The 21,604-nt window shown below is 48.9% G+C and carries 22 protein-coding genes and 1 pseudogene; 9 read left to right on the forward strand and 14 right to left on the reverse strand.

Features of this window, described 5'->3' with window-relative positions:
• Window positions 1-246: 246 nt before the first annotated feature.
• Both WCN91_RS13780 and WCN91_RS13785 read left to right on the forward strand, forming a co-directional pair.
• Entirely contained in the window at window positions 247-771 is a 525-nt protein-coding gene (locus tag WCN91_RS13780) for a lipocalin family protein (RefSeq protein ID WP_342679958.1), read from the forward strand.
• 454 nt (window positions 772-1,225) lie between these two features.
• Window positions 1,226-1,792 (forward strand): uracil-DNA glycosylase family protein, encoded by a 567-nt coding sequence (locus WCN91_RS13785; RefSeq protein WP_342679959.1) that lies wholly within the window; start codon window positions 1,226-1,228, stop codon window positions 1,790-1,792.
• Between the two features lie 110 nt (window positions 1,793-1,902).
• Here WCN91_RS13785 and WCN91_RS13790 read toward each other — a convergent pair whose 3' ends face one another.
• Entirely contained in the window at window positions 1,903-2,757 is an 855-nt protein-coding gene (locus WCN91_RS13790) for an EamA family transporter (RefSeq protein WP_342679960.1), read from the reverse strand.
• Window positions 2,758-3,059: 302 nt separating this feature from the next.
• Window positions 3,060-3,638 (reverse strand): short-chain dehydrogenase, encoded by a 579-nt coding sequence (locus tag WCN91_RS13795; RefSeq protein ID WP_342679961.1) that lies wholly within the window; start codon window positions 3,636-3,638, stop codon window positions 3,060-3,062.
• Window positions 3,639-3,822: 184 nt separating this feature from the next.
• On the opposite strand from WCN91_RS13795, the gene arfB reads away from it, so the two are divergent.
• Window positions 3,823-4,236 carry an alternative ribosome rescue aminoacyl-tRNA hydrolase ArfB gene (gene arfB / locus WCN91_RS13800; protein WP_342679962.1) on the forward strand — a complete coding sequence of 138 codons (414 nt, stop codon included), beginning with the start codon at window positions 3,823-3,825 and terminating at the stop codon, window positions 4,234-4,236.
• Window positions 4,237-4,250: 14 nt separating this feature from the next.
• Here arfB and WCN91_RS13805 read toward each other — a convergent pair whose 3' ends face one another.
• From WCN91_RS13805 to WCN91_RS13830, 6 genes are all read right to left on the reverse strand, one after another.
• On the reverse strand, window positions 4,251-4,673 hold the full coding sequence (locus WCN91_RS13805; RefSeq protein ID WP_342679963.1) for a hypothetical protein: 423 nt from the start codon (window positions 4,671-4,673) through the stop codon (window positions 4,251-4,253).
• Between the two features lie 52 nt (window positions 4,674-4,725).
• Window positions 4,726-5,751, reverse strand: coding sequence for a DUF2955 domain-containing protein (locus tag WCN91_RS13810; RefSeq protein WP_342679964.1), 1,026 nt, complete (start codon window positions 5,749-5,751; stop codon window positions 4,726-4,728).
• 16 nt (window positions 5,752-5,767) lie between these two features.
• Window positions 5,768-6,847, reverse strand: coding sequence for an HlyD family secretion protein (locus tag WCN91_RS13815; protein WP_342679965.1), 1,080 nt, complete (start codon window positions 6,845-6,847; stop codon window positions 5,768-5,770).
• Window positions 6,844-7,311 (reverse strand): MarR family winged helix-turn-helix transcriptional regulator, encoded by a 468-nt coding sequence (locus tag WCN91_RS13820; protein WP_342679966.1) that lies wholly within the window; start codon window positions 7,309-7,311, stop codon window positions 6,844-6,846. The genes WCN91_RS13815 and WCN91_RS13820 overlap by 4 nt, the downstream gene beginning before the upstream one ends.
• Before the next feature lie 174 nt (window positions 7,312-7,485).
• Window positions 7,486-8,325 (reverse strand): DUF4198 domain-containing protein, encoded by an 840-nt coding sequence (locus WCN91_RS13825; RefSeq protein ID WP_342679967.1) that lies wholly within the window; start codon window positions 8,323-8,325, stop codon window positions 7,486-7,488.
• On the reverse strand, window positions 8,322-9,389 hold the full coding sequence (locus tag WCN91_RS13830) for a PepSY-associated TM helix domain-containing protein (RefSeq protein WP_342679968.1): 1,068 nt from the start codon (window positions 9,387-9,389) through the stop codon (window positions 8,322-8,324). Before WCN91_RS13830 ends, WCN91_RS13825 begins: the two co-directional genes overlap by 4 nt.
• Window positions 9,390-9,528: 139 nt before the next feature.
• On the opposite strand from WCN91_RS13830, the gene WCN91_RS13835 reads away from it, so the two are divergent.
• Entirely contained in the window at window positions 9,529-10,455 is a 927-nt protein-coding gene (locus WCN91_RS13835; RefSeq protein ID WP_342679969.1) for a LysR family transcriptional regulator, read from the forward strand.
• A 293-nt stretch (window positions 10,456-10,748) separates the two neighbouring features.
• On the opposite strand, the gene WCN91_RS13840 is transcribed toward WCN91_RS13835, so the two are convergent.
• Window positions 10,749-11,723, reverse strand: a complete 975-nt coding sequence (locus tag WCN91_RS13840; protein ID WP_342679970.1) for a transposase — start codon at window positions 11,721-11,723, stop codon at window positions 10,749-10,751.
• A 119-nt stretch (window positions 11,724-11,842) separates the two neighbouring features.
• On the opposite strand from WCN91_RS13840, the pseudogene WCN91_RS13845 reads away from it, so the two are divergent.
• Window positions 11,843-12,146: pseudogene (locus WCN91_RS13845) on the forward strand (serine hydrolase domain-containing protein); the annotation flags it as partial.
• A 184-nt stretch (window positions 12,147-12,330) separates the two neighbouring features.
• Window positions 12,331-13,839 (forward strand): DEAD/DEAH box helicase, encoded by a 1,509-nt coding sequence (locus tag WCN91_RS13850; RefSeq protein ID WP_342679971.1) that lies wholly within the window; start codon window positions 12,331-12,333, stop codon window positions 13,837-13,839.
• A 366-nt stretch (window positions 13,840-14,205) separates the two neighbouring features.
• On the opposite strand, the gene WCN91_RS13855 is transcribed toward WCN91_RS13850, so the two are convergent.
• The 3 genes from WCN91_RS13855 to WCN91_RS13865 form a co-directional block, all read right to left on the reverse strand.
• A complete protein-coding gene (locus WCN91_RS13855) occupies window positions 14,206-14,661 on the reverse strand; it encodes an NfeD family protein (RefSeq protein ID WP_342679972.1) in 456 nt (151 codons plus the stop codon).
• 16 nt (window positions 14,662-14,677) lie between these two features.
• On the reverse strand, window positions 14,678-15,634 hold the full coding sequence (locus tag WCN91_RS13860) for an SPFH domain-containing protein (RefSeq protein WP_342679973.1): 957 nt from the start codon (window positions 15,632-15,634) through the stop codon (window positions 14,678-14,680).
• 201 nt (window positions 15,635-15,835) lie between these two features.
• Window positions 15,836-17,095, reverse strand: coding sequence for a glycerophosphodiester phosphodiesterase family protein (locus tag WCN91_RS13865; protein ID WP_342679974.1), 1,260 nt, complete (start codon window positions 17,093-17,095; stop codon window positions 15,836-15,838).
• Window positions 17,096-17,313: 218 nt separating this feature from the next.
• Between WCN91_RS13865 and WCN91_RS13870 the strand changes: the two genes are divergently transcribed.
• A complete protein-coding gene (locus WCN91_RS13870; RefSeq protein ID WP_342679975.1) occupies window positions 17,314-18,300 on the forward strand; it encodes an LLM class flavin-dependent oxidoreductase in 987 nt (328 codons plus the stop codon).
• Window positions 18,301-18,889: 589 nt separating this feature from the next.
• Here WCN91_RS13870 and WCN91_RS13875 read toward each other — a convergent pair.
• Together WCN91_RS13875 and WCN91_RS13880 are read right to left on the reverse strand one after the other, a co-directional pair.
• Complete coding sequence (locus WCN91_RS13875; RefSeq protein WP_342679976.1) at window positions 18,890-19,087, reverse strand: helix-turn-helix transcriptional regulator; 198 nt, start codon at window positions 19,085-19,087, stop codon at window positions 18,890-18,892.
• A complete protein-coding gene (locus WCN91_RS13880) occupies window positions 19,084-19,497 on the reverse strand; it encodes a hypothetical protein (protein WP_342679977.1) in 414 nt (137 codons plus the stop codon). Before WCN91_RS13880 ends, WCN91_RS13875 begins: the two co-directional genes overlap by 4 nt.
• Window positions 19,498-20,293: 796 nt before the next feature.
• Here WCN91_RS13880 and WCN91_RS13885 point away from each other — a divergent pair.
• Window positions 20,294-20,668, forward strand: coding sequence for a GreA/GreB family elongation factor (locus WCN91_RS13885; RefSeq protein ID WP_342679978.1), 375 nt, complete (start codon window positions 20,294-20,296; stop codon window positions 20,666-20,668).
• A gap of 268 nt (window positions 20,669-20,936) precedes the next feature.
• Window positions 20,937-21,604, forward strand: a 668-nt coding sequence (locus WCN91_RS13890; protein WP_342675822.1) for an IS30 family transposase, incomplete at its 3' end; no start/stop codon positions are given.

The following is a 21,604-nucleotide window of genomic DNA, read 5'->3' on the forward strand; positions in this document are numbered from 1 at the left end:
CTCGCTAAGCTGCGAAGCATTGCTTCGGTCTTGCTCGCCTATGTTCATAGCGAGCAACACAGAGCAGGATGCGTTTAGGTGAACCCGCAGGGCAGCGTTTGTAGCGCATTTCTACTGTGTTGTTACATGTTTATGTAGAATAACTACACCACACATGTGCCGCCTTGTACAAATACACTACAAACTGCTGCAGAAACAAACAACAAAGGTCAACAGACCCTAATACTTATAAGCTAAGGAAAAACAATGAAAATCTCCATAATCAACAAGATCATTATTTTACTAACTTTGTTGCTCAGCGCCTGCACTTCCATGCCTGAGCAGGTAACGCCTGTGACTCCGTTTGAGCTCTCCCGCTATAGCGGAACCTGGTATGAAATTGCCCGCATGCCGCACTCATTCGAAGAAGGCTTGTCCAAGGTGACGGCCACCTACAGCATCAATGAAGACGGTTCGGTTAAGGTTTTAAATAAGGGTTTTAATGCCGAAACAGGGCAGTGGAGCAGTGCCGAAGGCAAGGCTAAATTTGTTGATGGGAGCGATGTAGGGCATTTGAAGGTATCATTTTTTGGCCCTTTCTACTCCTCATACGTGGTGTTTAAGCTCGACCAGGAGGCATATCAATACGCTTATATCAGCGGCTATAACACAGACTATGCCTGGCTTTTGGCGAGAAAGCCAAGCGTTGAACCGGCTCGTGTTGAAGACTTCAAAAGAGAATTGGCTGCGCGAGGTTTCGCTGTTGATAAGCTGATTTTGGTGGCGCAGTAAATAGTTGAGAGGATCAGTATAAAGTTGTAAAGGGGGTTTACAGATCATTATTTTACTAAGTGATCCTTGTTAAGTTAGTAAAATATTGATCTCCACCTTGAGCATAAGCAGGATAAAGGCAGTGGGTTAGCTAAATTCGGTTACACAAAGCCTAGTGCAACAGTCGCTTTCGTAAAAGTGCAGGGAGATAAAGACAAGAAACTACCCGTATCACATGGTTTAGAGGGTTTAGAGCCTTATGTGTTAACTATTTAGCTGCTTATAAACGGCTTTTTCCCTGAAAAGTTGGTAAAAATCTGATCTGTGTTGAGATCAATATTTTACTAACTAGGTCATCAAGTTAGTAAAATTATGATCTAACTAGTATCAATACCTTCTATAGCTCACATATTTAGTTTGCTGGTGTCCCACGTTATCATCTAGGCTTTAATAAAGCCTCTGACTAGCCTAAGCCATGGAATTACTCGATAGAATACGTGCCTGCACCTTGTGTAAGGCGGATCTACCCTTGCCACCTAAGCCCATCTTGCAACTGCATGGTGATGCGAAAATACTGATCGCTGGGCAGGCACCGGGGCTCCACGCTCATAATGCCGGGCGCCCTTTTGACGATGTCAGTGGTGTGCGCTTGAGGCAATGGTTGGGGGTGACGAAGGAGACCTTCTACGATCCGCATCAGTTTGCCATTGTGCCTATGGGGTTTTGCTATCCAGGTACAGGTAAACAAGGCGATTTTCCGCCGCGTCCTGAATGCTCTGCAACTTGGCGAGAGCAGGTGCTTGAGGCCTTACCACAAAGGCAACTAACGCTAGTGTTAGGCCAGTATGCCATGCGTTATCATTTGCAAAAACGCTATAAAACCGTGACCGCTGCGGTACAGGACTGGCGCAGCCAATGGCCCGAAACACTGGCGCTTCCACATCCTAGCCCGCGTAATAATATCTGGCTTAAGCGTAACCCCTGGTTTGAGCAAGAACTCTTGCCGGAGCTGAAAACCCGCGTTGCTTCAGTATTGAAATAATAGCTTTGTCACCGATATTGAGCGCCGGGTAGTGGCGCGTTTTGAGGCCTTACCTCAGCATTAGGGGGTGAGCGGCCAATAAAAAGGGGGTGTAAACCCCCTTGCCAATTTTAGCTTTGCTTGTTGAAGTACTTTTCGTTAAGTACCAGCGCCGCCATAATGATGCCGCCGCCCAAGGTGAGGCGCCAGATATCGGCATCGCGGTTCCATATCAACACATTAACCAGTATCCCCGCCGGGATAAGCAGATTGTTCATCACCGCCAGGGTACCGACATTGACCAAGGTCCCGCCCTTATTCCAGGCAAAATACCCGAGCCCGGAGGCGATTAAACCGAGATAAACCAAAACCGTCCATTGCGTTGTCGTTTGCGGCAGCGCCGTGGTATCGGCAAACAGGGCATAACAGCTTAGGGCTATCACCAAGGCGCCGATATAGAAGCAGGCAAATATTTGATGCTGAGCCAGGCTAGGATTTTGAGCCATAAGGCGTTTATACAACACCTGACCGCTGGCAAAACAAAGGTTTGCCGCCTGAACTATGGCAAAGCCAAGGGTAAAGCCCTGATTAATGCCATCGAAGCGAATGGCCACGGCGCCGGCTATGGCCAGCAGCGCCGCGATAAAAAAGCCCGGATTAAAGTGTCCGTCCAGAGCATCATTGAGCAAGGTCACATACAGGGGTGTCATTACAGTAAATAGCAGCACTTCTGGCACGGTTAAGTAAAAAAAGGAGTGATAGTAAAACGCGTACATCAGGCCTAATTGCACCGCGCCTATGGCCATCAGCTTGCACGTCATAGCAAGCGTCAGCTGGGGCAGGCGTAAAAAGGGTAGAAATACCAAGGTCGCTAGGGCGATACGTGTCAGCACGGAAAACCAGGGATCAACCTGTCCGGCCAGATACACGCCAATCAGGCTAAATGAAAATGCCCACAGCAAGGTGGTGGCGAGAAGATAAGTCATAGGGAGTTATACCAATTCACTTAAATAGCTAATCATTCTAGCGGGCTAAATATCATGCTCACTGCGTTGGAATTTTTATATGTAGAATAACTACATAAGAAAAATTCCGCCTTGTGATCATATCATTTATCCAGCGCTATATCTGATCACATACTTAACAGAATTGGTATTATTATTGCCATTATCATGGCGCTATTATGACCCGTAAGGGCTAGGCCGCGAAGTGCTGTATGAGTTTTGTTGTTAGTCGGGGAGGGGGGAATAAGGCATCGGAGGGCTCCGACGCCGATAAACTTAATGCTTTATTGTACGTAGGCGCTAAAAAGCTGCTGCAGCTGTGGCATATATTCGCTAACAATAGACAGGTTGTTATCGCTGATCTCTTCCTTGCTCGCCTCATTGGCCTTGCCCAGGGCGCCAAGGAGCGAATTGCTGTCGCTGCTCTTGCCGCCAGAGAGGCTTTGCAGACCCCCCATTACCTGGTCCACACGCTGTTGATTTTCTGCAGAAAGGTTGCCTTTCATATTGACGATATAGGCGCTGCTGATCTCGCTGCCAACGCTAATAAGCTGCTCTGGGGTAAAGCCGTAAGCGCTTAGCATGGTGGCAAACTCTTGATACATGGCGTTGTCATTTAGCATGGTGATGGCGCTGCTCACCATGGCATTATTGGTTGAGCCTGTATCGCCTTCTTGTACCTGCTGGGCGCCAAGCAGGGCACCAGCGTCAATACCGCCCTGGTAATCTGCCCAATCGGTCACCGCGGGCGCGGCTTTAAGAAATTTTTCTACGTCCGTCGTGCTTAACTCCAGTGCCCAGGCCTGAGCCGAGCTAAGCGCCGCGGATGCGGCCAGGGTAAGTGCGAATAGCATTTTTTTCATTGTTATCTCCAGTTATAAATCTTGATTTTTTGTTGCGCTCGTCACCATTTTAGAGTGAAAGCCAATTCGGGTTACACTGATTCGGTCGTATGGATTGAGTCACATTGACTCTATGATAGACTCTAAGCCGATGATAATAGGTTAGAGCCTTTAAGCTAAGATGAACAGCTAAGTTGAATAAGTAATGATACAAATTTCCAACTCCGTAACCATAGATGAATGGGAAGTCGAACTCAGTGCGATTCGCTCACAAGGAGCCGGAGGCCAGAACGTCAATAAGGTGGCGACCGCCATTCATTTGCGTTTTGATATTAAACGCTCAAAACTCCCTGACTTCTATAAAGAGCGGCTGTTGGCGTATCGCGATAGCCGTATCACTAAAGACGGCGTTATAGTGATCAAGTCGCAAAGCCACCGCACCCAGGAGCAAAACCGCGAAGAAGCTTTGCAGCGCTTAAAAGAACTTATTTTGGCCGCTACCAAGGTAGAAAAAAAGCGCCATGCTACTAAGCCTACCCGCAGCTCTCAGCGCAAGCGAGTGGACGAAAAAGTACAACGTGGCCGCACCAAAGAATTAAGAAAAATGCCCAAACCCTAAGGCCCTCATCGGCCTTAACTCACAATTGCAACGTGCGGCATGTTTTGTTGAATATAGGCTTTTAAGCCGTTCACATAACTGCCGTCGAACACCAACTGCACCTGGCCGCCACCATTGTAGGGAAGCTGGAACAAGCCCTTATCATCAAAGCGCTCAATCACCACCTTATTTACTTCATGGATTGGGAAAGTGGCCTTACCCACTTTGAGAAGCTGCCCGTCAACTTTTATTTGTGCCAAAGGGTTGGTGGTATTTATCTGAGGTGAAGAAAAATTGACGCGCCAAATTAGCCCCAGGTTGGCGAGCATGGCTAGGGCGAACAGCAGATTACTGCCCTTGATAACACTTACAATCAAAGCGCATGCGGCCACGGCCGCCATTGCGTACACCCACCAAGGGTGTTTTTCCTGTTTTAAAGAGAGCTTGTGCATCATCATCCTTGTTGTCCTTGCTTTAGCATGATTGTAACCTTTAATTCCTGAAGTAGCCTTAAAAATAAGTATGATGACGAGTCATACTAAAGCGGTTTAGGAAATGGTGTAGCAAATAAACCAGGCATAGGCTCACGGCTATGGCCACGCAGACCGAACTAAAGCGGTATAGGGCGCTGTAGATTAAATCCTGATCCGGTGCCAGCGACTGTCCGAACAAAATACCGAAGGTGGTGATCACGCCAAAGCCAATTCCCGGCAAGCCACTGCCAAGCACATGGTAGCGACTGAACACAAAGGTTAAGATCCACAGCACTAAGATAGGAAACAGTAGAATCTGGCTGTAGTTAAACAGTAGAATTTGCGCCCCTAATGCCAGGTTACAACCTATCAAGGTACCAATGATACGCTGCCAGCCCGCCATGCCCGCCGCCTTCCAGCAAAGTGGAAAGAGGATCAGGATAGAGGCGGCCTGAGCGGATACCGAGTCCTGCAAGTCCAAAACCTGAAAAGTAATAAAAGAGACAGTAGTGACGCTAGCACACAAAAGCACTTCATGGCGTACGCTGGCACTGTCCTTCGGTGGTCTCTGGGGAATGACGCGTGGCGTCACATCCGGAAATAACCAGTGCATCAGATAAGCGCTGCTCAGGCTGATAATCACGGCCAGTATATTGCTAAAAACAAGTTCATACAGGCTCATGCCTATAGGGCTGTAACTGGCGAAATGCCATTGAATTGATAACCCCACCACGCTGAGCGCACCGAATAAGAAGTTGACGCCACGACTCATCTGATAAAACAAAAAGGCAAAGACCAAAAATGCCGCCAGCGACATAAGCACAGGGTGAAACCCCAGCAGACCTTGCACAACCAGAACAGCAAAGGCACAAAAGAGTGCGCTGGCGAAAAACTGACGGGCAATATGAGCGTTGATGACGGGCACTAAACCGAGTAACAGCATGGGGTACACGGTAAAAAAGATGCCATTGGGCCAGTCGAACAACTTGCTTAGGGTGAAGCCTAAGGTTGCGCCGCTGGCGATACGCAGCATTTGTCGAACATGGTTGGCGCTAAGCATCATAATTCTACCTCGCCCATTAATAGATGTAGTGCATCAGGCTGACGAATTTAATTTGCACCTTGGCCAGGGCGGCGCGAATACCGCCATCGGGAATAATCTGCACCGTAGCGCGGGAGCCGCTTGGTAAGTAGGTTAATTTAGCGCTCGATTGCTGCTCAAGTTGCAAATGGATGCGCTGGCGCTGTGCGTCGCGGACCCAGCGGTTCGAATTTTCGACCTGAGCCAGAGCGCCGTTAGCATTAAGCTGACCATCGCTGGAACCGGCGGCAAATTCGCTGACATGAGCGCTAAAAACCTGGCCGGGCAGGGCATCGAAACTCACCAGGGCCGTCTTGCCAACACGCACATGATAGAGCGACTTTTCGCGAAAATCCGCGGCCAGATCTAGGCTGTTGGCAACTAGGCCCGTCATGGCCATGCCGGCCTTGGCATAAGTACCTGTGGTCACCTGAAGGTTACTGATCACGCCATCATGGGGTGCCAGCACCTGAGTATAGCTGAGGTTCAATTGGGCCTGGGCTAGGGCATTTTTGGCCTGTTGCAGGGCTAGGTTGTTGTCGCCATGTTTGCCACGCTTGATTTTGGCCGCCTGGATCTTGGCATTAATGGCACTGACCTGAGCCTTGGCGGTAGCCAGACTGGCGGTGATAGCATCGCTTTGCTGTTCAGAAATCGCCTTGCTTGCCAATAAGGCGGCGCTGCGCTTATGCAGACGTTGTTGTTCATTTAACTTGGCCTTAGCGGCGCTTAAATCGGCGTTAAGGGCGCTGATGTCCGCATCGAGCTGCTGGTTTTGCAATTGCACCTGCGCCAGGGTTAATTCGGCCTGCTGTACCGCTAACTCGTAGGGGCGCGGATTAATGCGCATCAGCAGTTGGCCTTCTTTGACCTGCTCATTGTTACTGACTTCCACCGCCACAATATCGCCGTTAATCTGGGGCGTGATCTGGGTTACTTGATGGTACACCCGGGCCTGTGGGGTCATAGGCATATAAAGATCGGCGACAACAAAGTAGCTAAAACATAAAATAAAAAGGCCGATGGCGATTTTTACGTAACGGGCAAATTGTTGATCTGGGGTGCGGGGCTGGCTCACAACTGATCCTCCTGTATTAAATTAAGGGCATTTTCTTCAAGTTGGATCAGGCCTTGGGCAAGACCGTTGAGTTGCTCGTCGCTGAGGTTCCTATAGAGCTGAGTTTTAATCTCGGCAATACGGGCGCGCAACAGCAGCATTTGCTGGTGTCCTTGCTCGGTAAAATACAGGCGTCGACAACGTTTATCCTGACTATCGACTCGGCGTTCGATAATCTCACTTTGCTCCAACTGCTTGAGGGTGCGCGTCAGGCTTGGCATTTCGAGCCCCAAATTGGTCGCTAACTCATGCTGAGTACAGCCCTCACCTAGGTGCTGGATATACATCATGGCCGTCCACCTTGGCTGGGTAAAACCCAAGGGCTCTACCGCCACCGAAATAGCCTGACGACAAATACGATGAACGCGACCCAGTTGCCCACACAGGCTTAGATCCAAGGTTTCATGAAAAGGGGTATCGGACATGAGCAACAATTCCAAATTAGTTAGCATGCTAAATATTTTAATTTAGTTAGCGTGCTAAGTAAACCACGTCGATTGTTTTAACTGGTTTGCTGTGGTTAGCTCCTTGATTGAAAAATGAAAAAAAGGGCTCACAGAAGCACTGTAAAGCCCGTTTACATCAAAAAATTGGTGGCTTTATAGCGGTAACACCTCAAGTACCACCACATAGCTGCCACGGCGCATGGTCGCCGGAGCCTTGCCTTGATTGTCCTCATATTCAGCTTCGAGCCAATACATGCCCGGCTCGCTAAACTCCAGGGTGAATTTACCGTTTTGGTCGGTGCTGAGTTCGGTGGCCACCTGCTGGTCGCGATAGCGTTCATCCTGACGTACCAGGGTTATAGTCGTGCCCGGCGCGGCTTTACCATCCATAAGAAACTGCATAGGAGCGGCTTCGCCTACGTATAAATCGTTGGGGTGGGTTAGGGCATTGAGTTCCAGACCTTGTCCCGTAGGCTCAACGGCCACTGCATTCGGCGCGCCTAAGGTGACAAAGGTTTCCATGCGGCGAGCAACCTCACTGACCTGAAGATCTTTAGCATTTTTGGGTACTTGCTCGGCGAATAGCTCCGCCGTGCCAGTTTTTCCGCGTCCTGGCCATCTTTGGTTTTGCCCTTGCTCGTCTACCCAGCGGGCCATAAGAGAGCGGCTGGCATTAAATACTCGATAGGTGCCGGCATCTGTGAGGTGCAAGTCAAATACGCTGCGATAGCGCAATTTGGCGCTGTTTTGCATGGCTACTTCTTTGCCGTCTGGCCCTATGGCAGAGAGACGTTGCAATGGGTAAGCATGGTGATCTGGATTGAAAATACCATTGGCGATGGCCGCATCAAAAGTGATCCAGGACTCGTCACCAGACACCACTGTAGTGTTGGGTTTTAGCCAGGCGCGGTGTGCATGGGCGTCTTGAGCGACAAAAACGCTGGCACTTAGGCTGGCACAAATAATAAGAGATGATAATTTAACTAGCTTCACAGATTGGGCTCCATGGTTAGGGTAATAGTGCCGAGCTCTTGCTTTCCTTGCTCGGAGTAGATGATTGATTCGCCGCTGGGCAGGGCTATGGGGATTTGTACTAATTCACGGCCACCCAGCTCACGCGCCGCTTCAATATTCAGGCTGTAAGTACCTTTCGGCAGCGCTTGTATCTCTGCCATAAAAGGGCTTAAATCCAGTGTTACCGTGCCCGGTCGGCGAGTAGCTCCGGTTACACCATCCACCGGCAGGCTTAGACTGCGGCCGCTGCGACGCCACCAAAGGCGTAAATCTTTAAGCCATTTCTCGCCTTCGCGGTCGGCCATTTTGGTGTCGTACCAATGCGCCAGGTTTATCACCGCCTTGCCTTGCTCATCGGCCAGCCAAATGGCGACATAGGGAGGGTGATACTCGGCCACGCTAAGGCGAGGAATTTCTACCTCTAGCTGGCTTTTTTGCGCCGCATGAGCGGGTAAGGCCAATACCATAGCCGGAATACCAAGCCCGGCCAGCACCAGGGGCCAGGTCGATTTGCGGCCCTTGGCATAGCGTTTAAGCAACAAGAGGCCTGTGAGTGAAAAGACGATACAGGCAATGGAGAAAATATCGAGAAACAGACTCCACCAGATGCCTGTGTTGCGGCCTTTGTGCAGGTCGTTGAAATAGGCGACTAGACCTCGATTAGTGGCTTCCTGGTAAAACTCACCTGTGTCCAAAGCCACGGTAAACCAGCGATCACTGCCCGCTTTAGGCATGGCCACATAGAGCTCATAATCGCTCCATTGTACTTGGGCATTGGCCGCTAAGGTGTGTTTAGTCTCTTGTGCATACCAGGCGGAAAAACCGTGCGGTAGCTGTTCGTGCTGGCTAGCATTTACAAGCTGGGTTAGTATCGCATTAGGTACTTGGGCTTCGACTTGTGTTACTTGCGCCTGGCTTTCAATGCTGGCGGCATGATTGAGGGTGATACCTGTGATGGCGAATAACAGCATGCCGATAAGACAGACTGCTGAGCTTATCCAATGCCAGGCTTTGAGATCCCAAAGCTTACTGCGTTTAGTCACGTATTTACTCCAGTTCGACGTGGCAACTTTTACGTCCAATTAAAAGAAATGATATTCATTATCATTCGATGGTATGATGTCGCCATCTTAGGAGCAATTGGATTTTTGCTTAAAATTGATATTAGAAACGCTTAACATTATGAATTCTAAAATAACGCGCGCGCTACAGGTGTTTGTGAAAACGGTTGAGGCGGGCAATATGAGCCGCGCTGCGGCGCAGCTTAATATGACAGCTTCGGCGGTAAGTCAGCAGATCACCAAGTTAGAGCAGGACATAGATTTAAGCCTGTTTAATCGCAATACCCGTAAACTGACCCTGACCGAAGCGGGGGAGATTTATTATTCCTCGGCGGTGCAGTTACTGGCCACCGCTGAACGAGCGCAGCAGCAGCTGGAACAGTTGCAACATACGCCATCGGGACGCTTAAAGATCGTCGCCCCCATAGGTTTTGGTGGCGGCCTGTTAAGCCAGCCCATTAAGCAGCTGACGGAGCGTTTTCCTAAAATCGAGCTGCAATTAACGTTCACCGATGAACCCTTAGACATCATAGCCGCAGGGGTCGATCTTGCTATCTGTATAGGCCCTTTGCACGACTCCACATTAATTGCCCGCCACCTGGCCGACTGGCAGCTGATCCCCTGTGTCAGCAGCACTCATCCGCTGGCGCAAATAGACCCTGAGGATCCGCAAGCCTTGGCGGCACATCCCTTAATTGGCCATATCAGCTCTAAGCGTTTGGCTTTGGCATTAACCCATGAAGCCAGCGGCGGAAGCCGCCCTCTGGATGAACCAAGATTGATGGTTAATAACATGCAGGCGGTGATCCAGCTGACCTTGGATGGCATAGGTTATGGTATGTTGCCGGAGCCTGAGGTGCGTCACCTGCTTGCCGGCGGCAGGCTCAAGCGTTTATGTCCGCAGTGGCATTTGCCCCATTACAGTGTTTACGCAGTCACCCCTCATCGCGATGCGGTCGCGGCCAAAACCCGCGCCGCCATCGACAGCCTGCGCACCTGGTTTGAACAGGTGTCTGCTGACCCCGACTTATTTGTGGGTGAAAGCTAGAGTGACAGAATAAACAAAGAATAAACGAGACACCCACTTTAAAAAAGTAATTAACAAGACACCCATTCTAAAGGCTGGGAGTTGTAAGGTCGCAGGAATAACCTAGACATCCATCCTAAAGATTGAGCTTTGTAACAGAACGAGGGGAATGGATTTTAAAGCGAGTGATACCCTGTTTTTATATTTTTTGACGATTTGCCTTTTGTTTTTATCATTTTCGTGAATTTTAGACGTACGTAGCCCACATTGTGTGCACGTAGTAGGAGATTGCTAATGCTAAGGGGAAGTGGTACTTAAGCAAACAGCGCTTGGCTGTTGCTTAAATCCACACGTCGTTTTCGGTGTTGATGCTGGCAGTAGGTTGTTAACGCTTGCTCCTTACCTACAGCCCCGTGAAATACCTTGGTGAACGAAGTTGTGAGTGCTAACCAGTTTTTAGGGCAAATATCGAGGCGTTCAAGTATGGGGGCTGCGTCAGATGAAATATGCCCTGGTTTATCTGCGCGCATACAGCGCCCTGTCCATTCAACTAGCTCCAGATAACTCTGTAGCTCAAAAGGTAACCCTTTCGGCATGTTTTTGCGTGGGTTCCCAACAAAGGGCATTAAGGTAGCGGGTTGCGCACCTTTCTTTGCTGATGCGATTCGGGTTTTTACACTGGTATAGTTTGAGTGCTCGGGTAAATCAGCGGCCTTTGCACGAATAGGGTTTAAGTCCACATAGGCTAAACAGGCCACCAAGGCAGCTTCATCAAGGAGGGCTTGGGATTTAAAGCGCCCTTCCCAAAAACGGCCAGTACAATCATCTTCGCGATTGGCTTGGCGAGCAATTCCTTCATTTAGTACCCGCATAAACCAGCTGATATCGCTCAGGCGTTCACGATAAATCAAGATACGACTGTGCAACGTGGCCAACTCGGCCGCATCTAACGACTCTCCTTGCAAAAAGCGCTGACAGAGCATGGTACCTTTAAACAATTTGTGCCACCGCAGCACTATGGTTCTATCCGTTAAGACCTGAGCTTTAGGCTTATCTACATGCAGTACGATATGGGTATGGTTGCTCATTACTGCATAGGCACACACATCTATGCAGAAAATTTGCGCTAGCTGCAGCAGCTTGCTTTCAACCCAATCGCGGCGATGTTCATAAGAGCGGCCGGTCAGTGCATCTATGCCGCATAAAAATGCACGCCGTACACAACGAGAAATACAGTGATAATAGAGGGTATCTGCCAGACTGATTTGGTTTTTTCGAGGTGTTGCCATGATCCACTCCTCCTTGAGTAGCACCTTAAAAGTGTAGTCAAAGGATCGGGGAGTGTGAAATATTGGAATGGGTGTCTTAGTTAATTGGAGTGGGTGTCTCAGTTATTTACAATGGCGAGCTTATCATCCCTAAGAGCTATAAATTGATGACGCGCGCTCATACCAAGATGGATTTTTTCTGGCCGAATATGAGCTATGGCTATGGCCTTAGGCTCAATAGTGACGACGACCTTAGAGAATATTAGCCACACCGGATACTTACCCGGGTATATGTCTATGTCGCTTCACTACCCGGAATTTAATTTAGATCTTGTGATGCTGGAAAACATCTCTCTCAATCTCAATGATATGGAGCGCGTGTTTGAGCTGCATAATCAAGTACGCCAAGCGATCCGCACTCATTTACTGGAGAAAAAAGGCTAATTTTGGCTATCAGCTTGGAAGGGCGTACATTTAATTGGCCTCAATAATGCTCATTGGCTATGAAATAAGTGAAAAAGTGCGGGTAGTCTTTGTAATTGTGGCTATAGTCCTTTAATCTTCGCATCCATAATCTTTTCTGGTGAAATAACCGTCAGCCGTATTTTGCCACCCATACCGAGTAAATATGACCAACCAAGAATCAGCGCCAGTGACCCGTTCTATTCAACCCGACGATAATCTTCAATTTAGCGACCTAGGCTTGCAGCCGAAGCTATTACAAGCGGTGGAACAGCAGGGTTATAAGCATCCATCGCCTATTCAGGCCAAAGGCATACCCGCAGTATTATCCGGCAAAGATGTGATGGCGGCAGCGCAAACCGGCACGGGTAAAACGGCTGGATTCACCTTACCCATGCTGGAACTACTTAGTAAAGGTCAGCGTGCGCAAAATAATAATGTCCGCGCCCTGGTGCTAACACCAACAAGAGAGCTCGCGGCTCAAGTCGGCGAGAGCGTAGCAGCCTATGGTCAGCAATTGGCACTGAGTTATTCCGTGGTATTCGGTGGTGTGAAGATTAACCCACAAATGATGCAGTTACGCCGCGGCGCAGATATCTTGGTTGCCACACCTGGGCGATTACTCGATTTGTATCAGCAGAACGCCATTAAGTTTAATCAACTTGAAATGCTGGTGCTGGATGAGGCCGATCGCATGCTGGACATGGGCTTTATTCACGATATTCGTAAGATAATTAAATTGCTACCGGCAAAACGTCAGAACTTGCTCTACTCGGCGACCTTTTCCGAAGAAATTCGTGATTTAGCCAAGACCATAGTGACAGATCCGCTGGAGATTTCGGTAGTGCCGCCTAATACAACGGCGAAAACCGTTGAGCAGTGGGTGTATCCGGTCGATAAATCTCGTAAAACGGCTTTGCTTAGTCATCTAATCAAAGAGAATGATTGGCCGCAGGTGCTGATATTTAGTCGCACTAAGCACGGCGCCAATCGTATTGCCCGTAATCTTGAAACCCGTGGCATCCCGTCGACGGCAATTCACGGTAATAAGAGCCAAGGATCCAGAACCAAAGCCTTGGCCGGGTTTAAAGACGGCAGCATACAGGCGCTCGTTGCCACGGATATCGCCGCGCGCGGCATAGACATAGATCAATTGCCCTGTGTGATTAACTACGATCTTCCTAACATTGCCGAAGACTATGTGCATCGCATTGGCCGAACGGGCAGAGCTGGGGCTTCAGGCTTAGCTATTTCTTTTGTGATTGCCGATGATGCCAAAGATTTAAACGACATTGAAAACCTAATCCAGCAACTTTTACCACGAAAAGTGATTGCCGGATTTGAGCCAACCAATGAGTTGCCTGAAAGTACCCTCAAACCGCTTAAGCCAAAGAAACCTAAGAAGCCAAAAAAACCTAAAGTGAACGCTGTAGGCCAAGCTCAAGCTTCGGAAAGTAACGCACAAAACGCGCCGGCTAAAAGCAAAGAACAAACCGATAGACGTGGTCATTCCCACCACGCTAACAAAGCGCGCCGTCGTCCTGCCAACTCAAATAACCAGCGTAAGCAAAGTGGCGCAGGGAAGGGGCAAGGCCAAGGCAAAGGACAAGGTCAGAGCGAAGGTCAAGGCAGAAGAAGCAATCAGTCTCGAAATAGACGCCCTGCTGGCCGGTGATCACTGACAAGTGAAAGTGATTATCAGCACTTAGAGAATAAAAAAAGCGCTTGCCGGTAGCCGACAGGCGCTTTTTTATTTTTGAGAGATTAGGGTCTGTTTATCTTTGTGGTTTACTTTATGTTCAATCTAAACGCATTCTGATCACGACGCTCGTTATGCTGCATAGTCATTCTATGTACATAGCGAGCAACACAGAGCAGGATGCGTTTAGATGAACCCATAGGGCAGCGCTTGTAGCGCATTTCTACTGTGTTGTTACATGTTCATGTAGAATAACTACACCACACATGTGCCGCCTTGTATAAATCCGCTACAAACTGCTGCAGAAACAAACAACAAAGGTCAACAGACCCTAGTTGATGCTTAGTCGCAGGCGGCTACCCACATCACACCCACTTCTTTTTTTACTACTTTAACCAGGGTGCCAGCGCTAAGCGGCTGTTCACTCTTTAGCTTCCAACTGATGCCGGAATAGGCGTAATGAGCCAGACCCTGATCGTTTACGTCTTCTGTCAGAGTAAAGGTCAGCTCGGCAAAATCAGAGTGCACTTGGGCGTTATCACGTTGCTCCTGCATGCGTTTGAGCGGTTTCCACAACAAGGCAGCCAAGGCGGCGGTGATCAGGGTATTGCTCCACAATGCCGTGGTTAATGAACTCTCCAATAAAGAAAAGTTCATCATTACCCCTGTAGCCAACAGCGACAAACCCAATAACAACAGGATAATGGTCGACATACCTAGCACCGCGGCCTCTACGATTAGGGCGAGCACGCCCAAAATCATCAGGGCTTCGGCAAGGTTGTTGGTGATCAGCTCCATGGCTTACTCCTCAAAATTAACTGTTTTTTTGCTTATTATTAAGGGAGTTAATAATAGACATCCCTTGCGCCACCAATGAGCTAGCATCTGTGCCGCTTTCCGGTAGTAATACTACGGAAGACTCGCGAGCGATGGCTTCTTTAGCGGCAATGGCCTTGGTGGCAAGATCAAGCTGAATGGCTTTTTGACCTTGCTCGGTATCGGCAGCAGCACCAACTTTAAGTAGGGCATCTGCTTGGGCTTCGGCTACGGCGATAATGGCCTGAGCCTCACCTTCGGCTCTTAGAATTTGCTCGGCCTTCTCCGCTTCTGCGGCCAGTACCTGTGATTGCTTCTTACCTTCGGCCACGTTGATAGCGGCTTGACGATCACCTTCAGATTCAAGGATTTGCGCACGTTTTACACGCTCGGCCTTCATCTGGGCTTCCATCGCTTCCATTACCGAGTTTGGCGGCACTATGTCTTTAATTTCATAGCGTAGTACCTGAATACCCCAAGGCTCGGAAGCCTGGTTAATGGCCGCGACGATATTGGTATTAAGCAAGTCACGCTCTTCAAAGGTTTTATCTAGCTCCATTTTACCCAGCTCAGAACGCATAGTGGTTTGCGCCAATTGGGTTACGGCAAATACATAGTCATCAACACCATAGGTTGCCTTGTATGGATCTAGCACGCGGAAGTACAACACGCCGTCAACAATCAACGAGATATTGTCTTTGGTGATAGCCGACTGCGACGGTACGTCCTGCGCCTGTTCTTTTAGGCTGCGATCAGCGGCGATACGGTCGATAAAAGGCACGATAAAGTTAAGACCAGCCTCTTTGGTTGATTGGTATTTACCAAAACGCTCAATCAGCCAAGCGCGGTTTTGTGGAACGAACTTCACGCTGCTTTTTAGTAGCACAATCACGAAGATCAGTAGAAACGCCTCAACGGTAAATAGCATGTTGAGGATCTGCGAAACGGGGTCCATATTACTCTCCTTAGAAAGACCGAAATTAGAGCGCTTATTGTTGATAGATTAATAAATCGCCGTTAACAGCCTACCACCGTGCCCCTAATTGCGCCATAAAAATGTTAACTTTACTCTAATAATGAAAGGGTTAAGTCTGTTTTTTTTGCTGGAACTTAAACCACATTATCCACTTGCTGGAGAAGTTTGGTTGGTGTGTACTTACTTTCCTTTTATTTCTTCTTTATCTGGTGCCAGTAAACAATTGGCATAATAGGTAGTGGTCGCTGGCCAGTCGCTAAAAACGGCTATCACGCCCACCTCTTGGGCCAGCACATCTAATACTTGCATCAGTACGCCGTCATGGTTGACCGCCTCTGTGATTGACTGATAGTACCAACCGCCGCCATTTGCCAATGGGCCAGAGCGCTCCAGCGACCAGGCGATGATCTTTAACCCTGCGGCCTTGGCGGCCTTGGCATAGGCCGAGGGCACTATCTTCTTGTCTTGGTTTAAATCAAGCAACATCCAGATTGGTGGCGCAATCACTTCTATGCCCAGGTTTGCCAGTTCTTCCATACTTGGTGACCAAGTATGCGCATGGCGATGATCAAATTCAGGGTTACTGTCACGGTCATCCAGGTAAACAGTTTGCGCGGCAAACTCAGGGTGCGCGTTAAGCCAATACAGTACATCATCGCGGTTAAAAGACTGTGGCCACACCTGACTTGGGGGCACCTGGGCTTGGTGATATTCTTCGAGCATCTTGGCGGCGTAATCCGTTTGTGACATGCCTTTAAAGGGCATCTCGACCTCGGGAGCCTTGAGCTCAGGCGTCATTTGCACGCCGAGTTCTTTAAATAGCGCAATGCTTTGTGCATGGGTCATCAGTGTGCCTTGGCTGGCATAGAGGTCGGTGCGCCAGTCGGCGGTGCCGCCTATATATTCCTCTACAGTGACGGCCTTGTCGTTAGCGCCATCCATTTTCCCCTGTAAGGTTTTAAATTCCGCAAGGGTGATATCACTGGTACAGCATTTGGCGCTGGCCGGTTTGCCATTTGCGGCTGGTGTAAATGGCTCGGAGCACTTGGCTGCCAGCTCTGTTTGCAAAATATTGGTGGTGGTATGCAGATCGCATTGAGAATGACGACACACCAGCTCCTTGTCGGCGGTAAAGGTAACATCACACTCGAGTACCCCAGCGCCCATGCGGGCTGCAGCCAGGTAGCTCTCGCGGGTATGCTCAGGAAATTGCAGCGGCGCGCCACGATGGCCGATGGAAAAAGCGTGGGCCTTAACTGCTTTATCGCCACAGGCGAGCAGCTTGTTTTTGAGATCGCTCGGTGTCATGGCATCAATAAGCGCATAGGGTCGCGGACCTAGCTGTACCTGAGTATGGGCACTTTTTATTGTCGTTGCACTTGCTGCGGCGTAGGCTTGGGGCAGTGACGCGAGAAAAATGAGGATAAGGGCAAGGTGCATAGGCAAGTCTTATTTTAAATAGTCCCGAGCATATCCTTAAGCATAGTGCTCAAGCGTGTTAATTTTATGACATTTTTATCTTAGCCTAAGCATGAATAGGTTTTGAATAAGGCCGATTGATGCCATTTAGGCCACAAAGATGTGTTTTTAGTTGTCTCATCCAAAGCGAATAAAACTGCTACTCTAGCGCCCTGACAATTTTTAATCTTGGTGAATGTATGATGGCAAAATTACCCCCTTTAAGCGTGCTTGACCTGGCACCTGTAGTGCAGGGCAGTTCAACGCGGGATGCATTAATGCGTGCCAAAGAGCTGGCGCAACATGTTGAGCGCTTGGGCTATCGGCGTTTTTGGATGGCAGAGCATCATAATATGCCCGATATCGCCAGCGCCGCTACCTCAACCCTGCTGGCCTATATCGGCGCGCATACCGAGAAGATACGTATAGGCTCAGGTGGCGTGATGCTGCCCAACCATGCGCCCATGGTGGTGGCGGAGCAGTTTGGTACCCTAGCGACCTTATTCCCGGATCGCGTTGATCTCGGCATAGGTCGCGCTCCGGGCAGCGATGGCGCTACCACTCATGCGCTTCGTCGTGATCCGAGTGCGGCGGAAGATTTAGAACCGCAAGTCGATGAACTGGCTTATTTTCTCGGCGATGCCAAGCCCGGGCAAAGAGTCCGCGCCTACCCCGGAGCCGGTACTCAGGTGCCGCTGTGGTTATTAGGCTCGAGCACTTACAGCGCCATGTTGGCGGCGAAAAAGGGGCTGCCCTTCGTATTTGCCTCACACTTTGCCCCGGATTTTATGATGCGTGCCATCGAGTTATATCGTCAGCAGTTTCAGCCCAGCCAGCAACTGGCCGAGCCTTACGTTATGGTGGCGGTGAATGTGATAGCCGCCGATAGTAATGAAGAAGCGGAATTCCTGGCTACCACCGGACAGCAAAAGTTTGTCAGCATGTTGCGTGGGCAGGAGGGGTTAATTCCACCGCCAACCGAGAATATGGATATGATTTGGACTGCGGCGGAGCGCCAGCAGGTTACTCATATGCTGCGCGAGTCCATCGTTGGTCATCAGGATAAGGTACATGCCGGACTACGCGGCTTGCAGGCGCGCACCGGCGCCGATGAGATCATGGTTAATGCCTTTATTTATGATCAACAAGCTCGATTGCGTTCCTACGAATTGATCGCCAAAGGCTAATATCATTCCGCCAAGGTTGTAGGCCGGCCTTTGCCGCCATGGATGGCGGTAGTAGAGCAATGCAGGAGCACATTGCCGAAAAAGGCCGACAAGAGAGCAATGCAAGAGCACCTTGATTGAGATGTCAGCGCAGTGTACCGATCTACAAACGGCCTTCAAATTGAGATCTTGTCGTGGTGACGACGACACCTTAGGGGTGGTTTACGCCAACCACCCCTAAGAACCCCAAGGCGCCCGTGATTCGCTAATGCTTACGAACTCAGGTTTTGTTAAACGTTCCATTTAGTTATTGAGGCGATTTAACAGCACGTCCCTGTGCTGACAAATCTAGCTCGGCATCCTGCCTCGCTCTCAATAACACACTCCACAACAAAAGCTGATTTCTACAGCGCGAACCTAAACGGGATAAGGGCTGATACATCAGCGTTTATTTATAACCCAGCTTTTGCGGTGAGGAGCGGGATTTGCCCTGTAGGTCGGTCTTCTAGGCCGACAAGAGAGTAACACCAGAGCACGTTACTGAAACACCATGAGGCATCTTTGTCGGGGTGAACCCCGACCTACAACCAGCATGGTATTGCAGGCTCACTTATTCGTTCTCGTCCTCAAAAATCTCCTCAATGGCGAGCTCAAACAGCCGTGCGCATTTAAAGGCTAGGGGGAGGCTTGGGTCAAACTTGCCTTTTTCTATGGCGTTTACCGTTTGCCGGGAGACACCCAGAGCATTCGCCAGGTCGGCCTGAGTCCAATCGCGCTCGGCACGCAGTACCTTTAAGCGATTTTTCATCTATATCTCCATATGCCGACAATAATCGCGCCAATGTAGGCTATCGCCATAATGACGATGAGTACAGCAATACTAGCCTCTTGCTGGATCACCCCAAAATTCGATAAATAGCTGTAACTGCTGCCGGCCACTAAGCCTGTACCCGCAGTGATGGCCGCCGCTTCAATTTGTACCTTTTGCTGCAGCTCATCCAGGGCCTTCACGTGCTTGATATAAGCGCGGATCATTTGCACCCCAAGCAAGAGATTAATGGCGATCGCAATAAGCGACAATGTGATGTTGTCCGTCCACAGTAATTGATGGCCCAGAGTCGCCAGCGCCGCCGAGCCAACCCAGCTGACAGCCCACATAGCCAGGTTTTTTGTGGTGTTGATTATGGGTGATTTGGTATCAAGTTGCTCACAGGTCATAAGTCTAACTCCTTTGTCTAAAAGTCACGTTTGCTTTACATTTAAGTTAGTCTTCACCCTTTTTTATGTCAAGTACATTTTACAAAAAGTCAGTAAAAGCCATCTTTAAAGGGGCAGCAGCAAGCCACAGGAAAACCAAAATAACGAAGACACCCACTCAAAAATAACTTTTAAGATGGGTGTCTTGATAAACTCGATGAAAACGGCTTTGCCCTTTATCGCATCGACTTACAGCAATAAGGCGTTATAACCTGCCAAGGCCAGTGCTTATGCTGGCCTTGAATATACATTTGCTTAATTCTTTCAATCTAACCACCACTCATAAACTTTATTGCTTGTAGCAACTTGCTGCAGTCTCGCACCACAAGAAAATGTTTAGGGTGGGTGTATAGGTTGTTTTGCTTCTAATTAGGGTGGGTGTCCAAGTTGTTTTGTTGGGATGGGTGTCTAGGTTGTTTCGAGTGGGTGTCCAAGTTATTTTTATTTAGGGTGGGTGTCCAGGTTGTTTCTATGGGCAGCTTCTCTCTTATTACAGTTTAACCCTGACAGAGGGTTGTGATTATCTGAATTCGCGGTTATAAAAACCAGGAAATTTAAAGTGGCAGTACCATTGATTAAAAAATATTAGTGGGTATGATGGGCGAAGCTACGGGAGTAAAATAATGTACAAGCCTTTTTTCTTCAAAAAAACGACCCTCACCTTCGACATTTAAGCCGAGCTTTTTTACGCTCGGCACAACTCCGTTTATAAAAATCAAATTCTTATTAAAAATCCTTTTTTTGAGGAGATTTATTTGTGCTTGGTTATTTAATTAAGCTCAAACGAAAGGTAGCCAGTTGTTACCCCGACCCCGAGCTATTGCAACCCTTAAAGCTAATGCGGGTATTAGCAGGTTTAGAGTATGCCAACCGACCCTTATCTCGGCTCAGCCCACATATTAAAGTGGGTAGCACAGTGGTTGTTAAACATGTCAAAACAGGCGTCAAGCGTACCCTAAATCTAGTGCATCCGCATCAAGGCTCTAGAAATGGCTACACCTTGCCTTGCAGCAGCCCTTTGGGAATGTCGCTATTAGGCAAAAAGGTGGGACAAGTGGCGCGCTATAAAGAGCAGCAACATCAGCATAGCTGGCGGATTATTAATATAAAAAATGAGACCAAGGATATGTAATTATATCTTTGGTTAAACGAGTTTGAGGTAATAACCCCCATAAATTTGCCATAACCTTTACCTCAACCAAAGTGCGCACCTTTTATTCAGGTGCGCACTTTTTATCCTTTTAATAAAGCATGATGAAAAAATAATGTGTATTCTTATTTTTCACTATAGGATTCCCGAATTCAGATAATAAGTGCACCACTCATGGTTAAACGGTGAGAAGAGATCAACTGCCTGTTGGTGGTACTCTATCGTCGCCAAACAAACAGAAGTATTTACCATGAGTTACAAGCAGTTGATCGAAGGACAAAGATACCAGATCGAAGCCTACTTACGCGAGGGCTTTAGTTATCGTGAAATAGGCAAACGCCTGAAAGTCAGCCATAGCACTATTAGCCGAGAAGTCAGACGAAATAGGATCCGGGACAATCACTATCTTCCCGAAGTCGCGCAAGCTAAGGCATTTAAAAGGCGTGTTCAAGCTGCAAAGTCGTGTCTATCTAAACAGACCATCACGTTTGTTGAGTTCGGGTTAGAACAAAAGTGGAGTCCCGAGCAAATTGCAGGCGTGGGTCGAGTTATTGGACTGTTAGTGAGTCACACGTGGATTTACGGCTATGTGCAACGGGATAAATTGAACGGCGGCAAGTTGTTTAGGCACTTACGCCAAGGTCACCGCCGTTACCGAAAAGGTAGCCGAGAAAAACGCGTCATCATCCCTAACCGCGTAGGGATTGAGCACCGCCCGGCCATCGTCGACAGGAAAAAGCGGTTTGGGGACTGGGAAGTCGATACCGTTCTCGGTAAGCAAGGGACAGGAGCCATAGTCAGCCTGGTTGAGCGCAAAAGTAAGCTGTATCTGATACGTAAAGTACCAGCAAAGTGCGCGGCTGATGTGAGCCGAGCTATGGTCGGCATGCTGTGGCGTTATCGCCGTCACGTTCATAC

This window comes from Pseudoalteromonas qingdaonensis (assembly GCF_038739665.1).
Lineage (GTDB): Bacteria > Pseudomonadota > Gammaproteobacteria > Enterobacterales > Alteromonadaceae > Pseudoalteromonas > Pseudoalteromonas qingdaonensis.

Bases quoted from the DNA above. Each gene is read 5' to 3' on its own strand.
- WCN91_RS13780 (WP_342679958.1), top strand. From the start codon at position 247: ATGAAAATCTCCATAATCAACAAGATCATTATTTTACTAACTTTGTTG.
- WCN91_RS13785 (WP_342679959.1), top strand. From the start codon at position 1,226: ATGGAATTACTCGATAGAATACGTGCCTGCACCTTGTGTAAGGCGGAT.
- WCN91_RS13790 (WP_342679960.1), bottom strand. From the start codon at position 2,757: ATGACTTATCTTCTCGCCACCACCTTGCTGTGGGCATTTTCATTTAGC.
- WCN91_RS13795 (WP_342679961.1), bottom strand. From the start codon at position 3,638: ATGAAAAAAATGCTATTCGCACTTACCCTGGCCGCATCCGCGGCGCTT.
- arfB (WP_342679962.1), top strand. From the start codon at position 3,823: ATGATACAAATTTCCAACTCCGTAACCATAGATGAATGGGAAGTCGAA.
- WCN91_RS13805 (WP_342679963.1), bottom strand. From the start codon at position 4,673: ATGATGATGCACAAGCTCTCTTTAAAACAGGAAAAACACCCTTGGTGG.
- WCN91_RS13810 (WP_342679964.1), bottom strand. From the start codon at position 5,751: ATGATGCTTAGCGCCAACCATGTTCGACAAATGCTGCGTATCGCCAGC.
- WCN91_RS13820 (WP_342679966.1), bottom strand. From the start codon at position 7,311: ATGTCCGATACCCCTTTTCATGAAACCTTGGATCTAAGCCTGTGTGGG.
- WCN91_RS13835 (WP_342679969.1), top strand. From the start codon at position 9,529: ATGAATTCTAAAATAACGCGCGCGCTACAGGTGTTTGTGAAAACGGTT.
- WCN91_RS13840 (WP_342679970.1), bottom strand. From the start codon at position 11,723: ATGGCAACACCTCGAAAAAACCAAATCAGTCTGGCAGATACCCTCTAT.
- WCN91_RS13850 (WP_342679971.1), top strand. From the start codon at position 12,331: ATGACCAACCAAGAATCAGCGCCAGTGACCCGTTCTATTCAACCCGAC.
- WCN91_RS13855 (WP_342679972.1), bottom strand. From the start codon at position 14,661: ATGGAGCTGATCACCAACAACCTTGCCGAAGCCCTGATGATTTTGGGC.
- WCN91_RS13860 (WP_342679973.1), bottom strand. From the start codon at position 15,634: ATGGACCCCGTTTCGCAGATCCTCAACATGCTATTTACCGTTGAGGCG.
- WCN91_RS13865 (WP_342679974.1), bottom strand. From the start codon at position 17,095: ATGCACCTTGCCCTTATCCTCATTTTTCTCGCGTCACTGCCCCAAGCC.
- WCN91_RS13870 (WP_342679975.1), top strand. From the start codon at position 17,314: ATGATGGCAAAATTACCCCCTTTAAGCGTGCTTGACCTGGCACCTGTA.
- WCN91_RS13875 (WP_342679976.1), bottom strand. From the start codon at position 19,087: ATGAAAAATCGCTTAAAGGTACTGCGTGCCGAGCGCGATTGGACTCAG.
- WCN91_RS13880 (WP_342679977.1), bottom strand. From the start codon at position 19,497: ATGACCTGTGAGCAACTTGATACCAAATCACCCATAATCAACACCACA.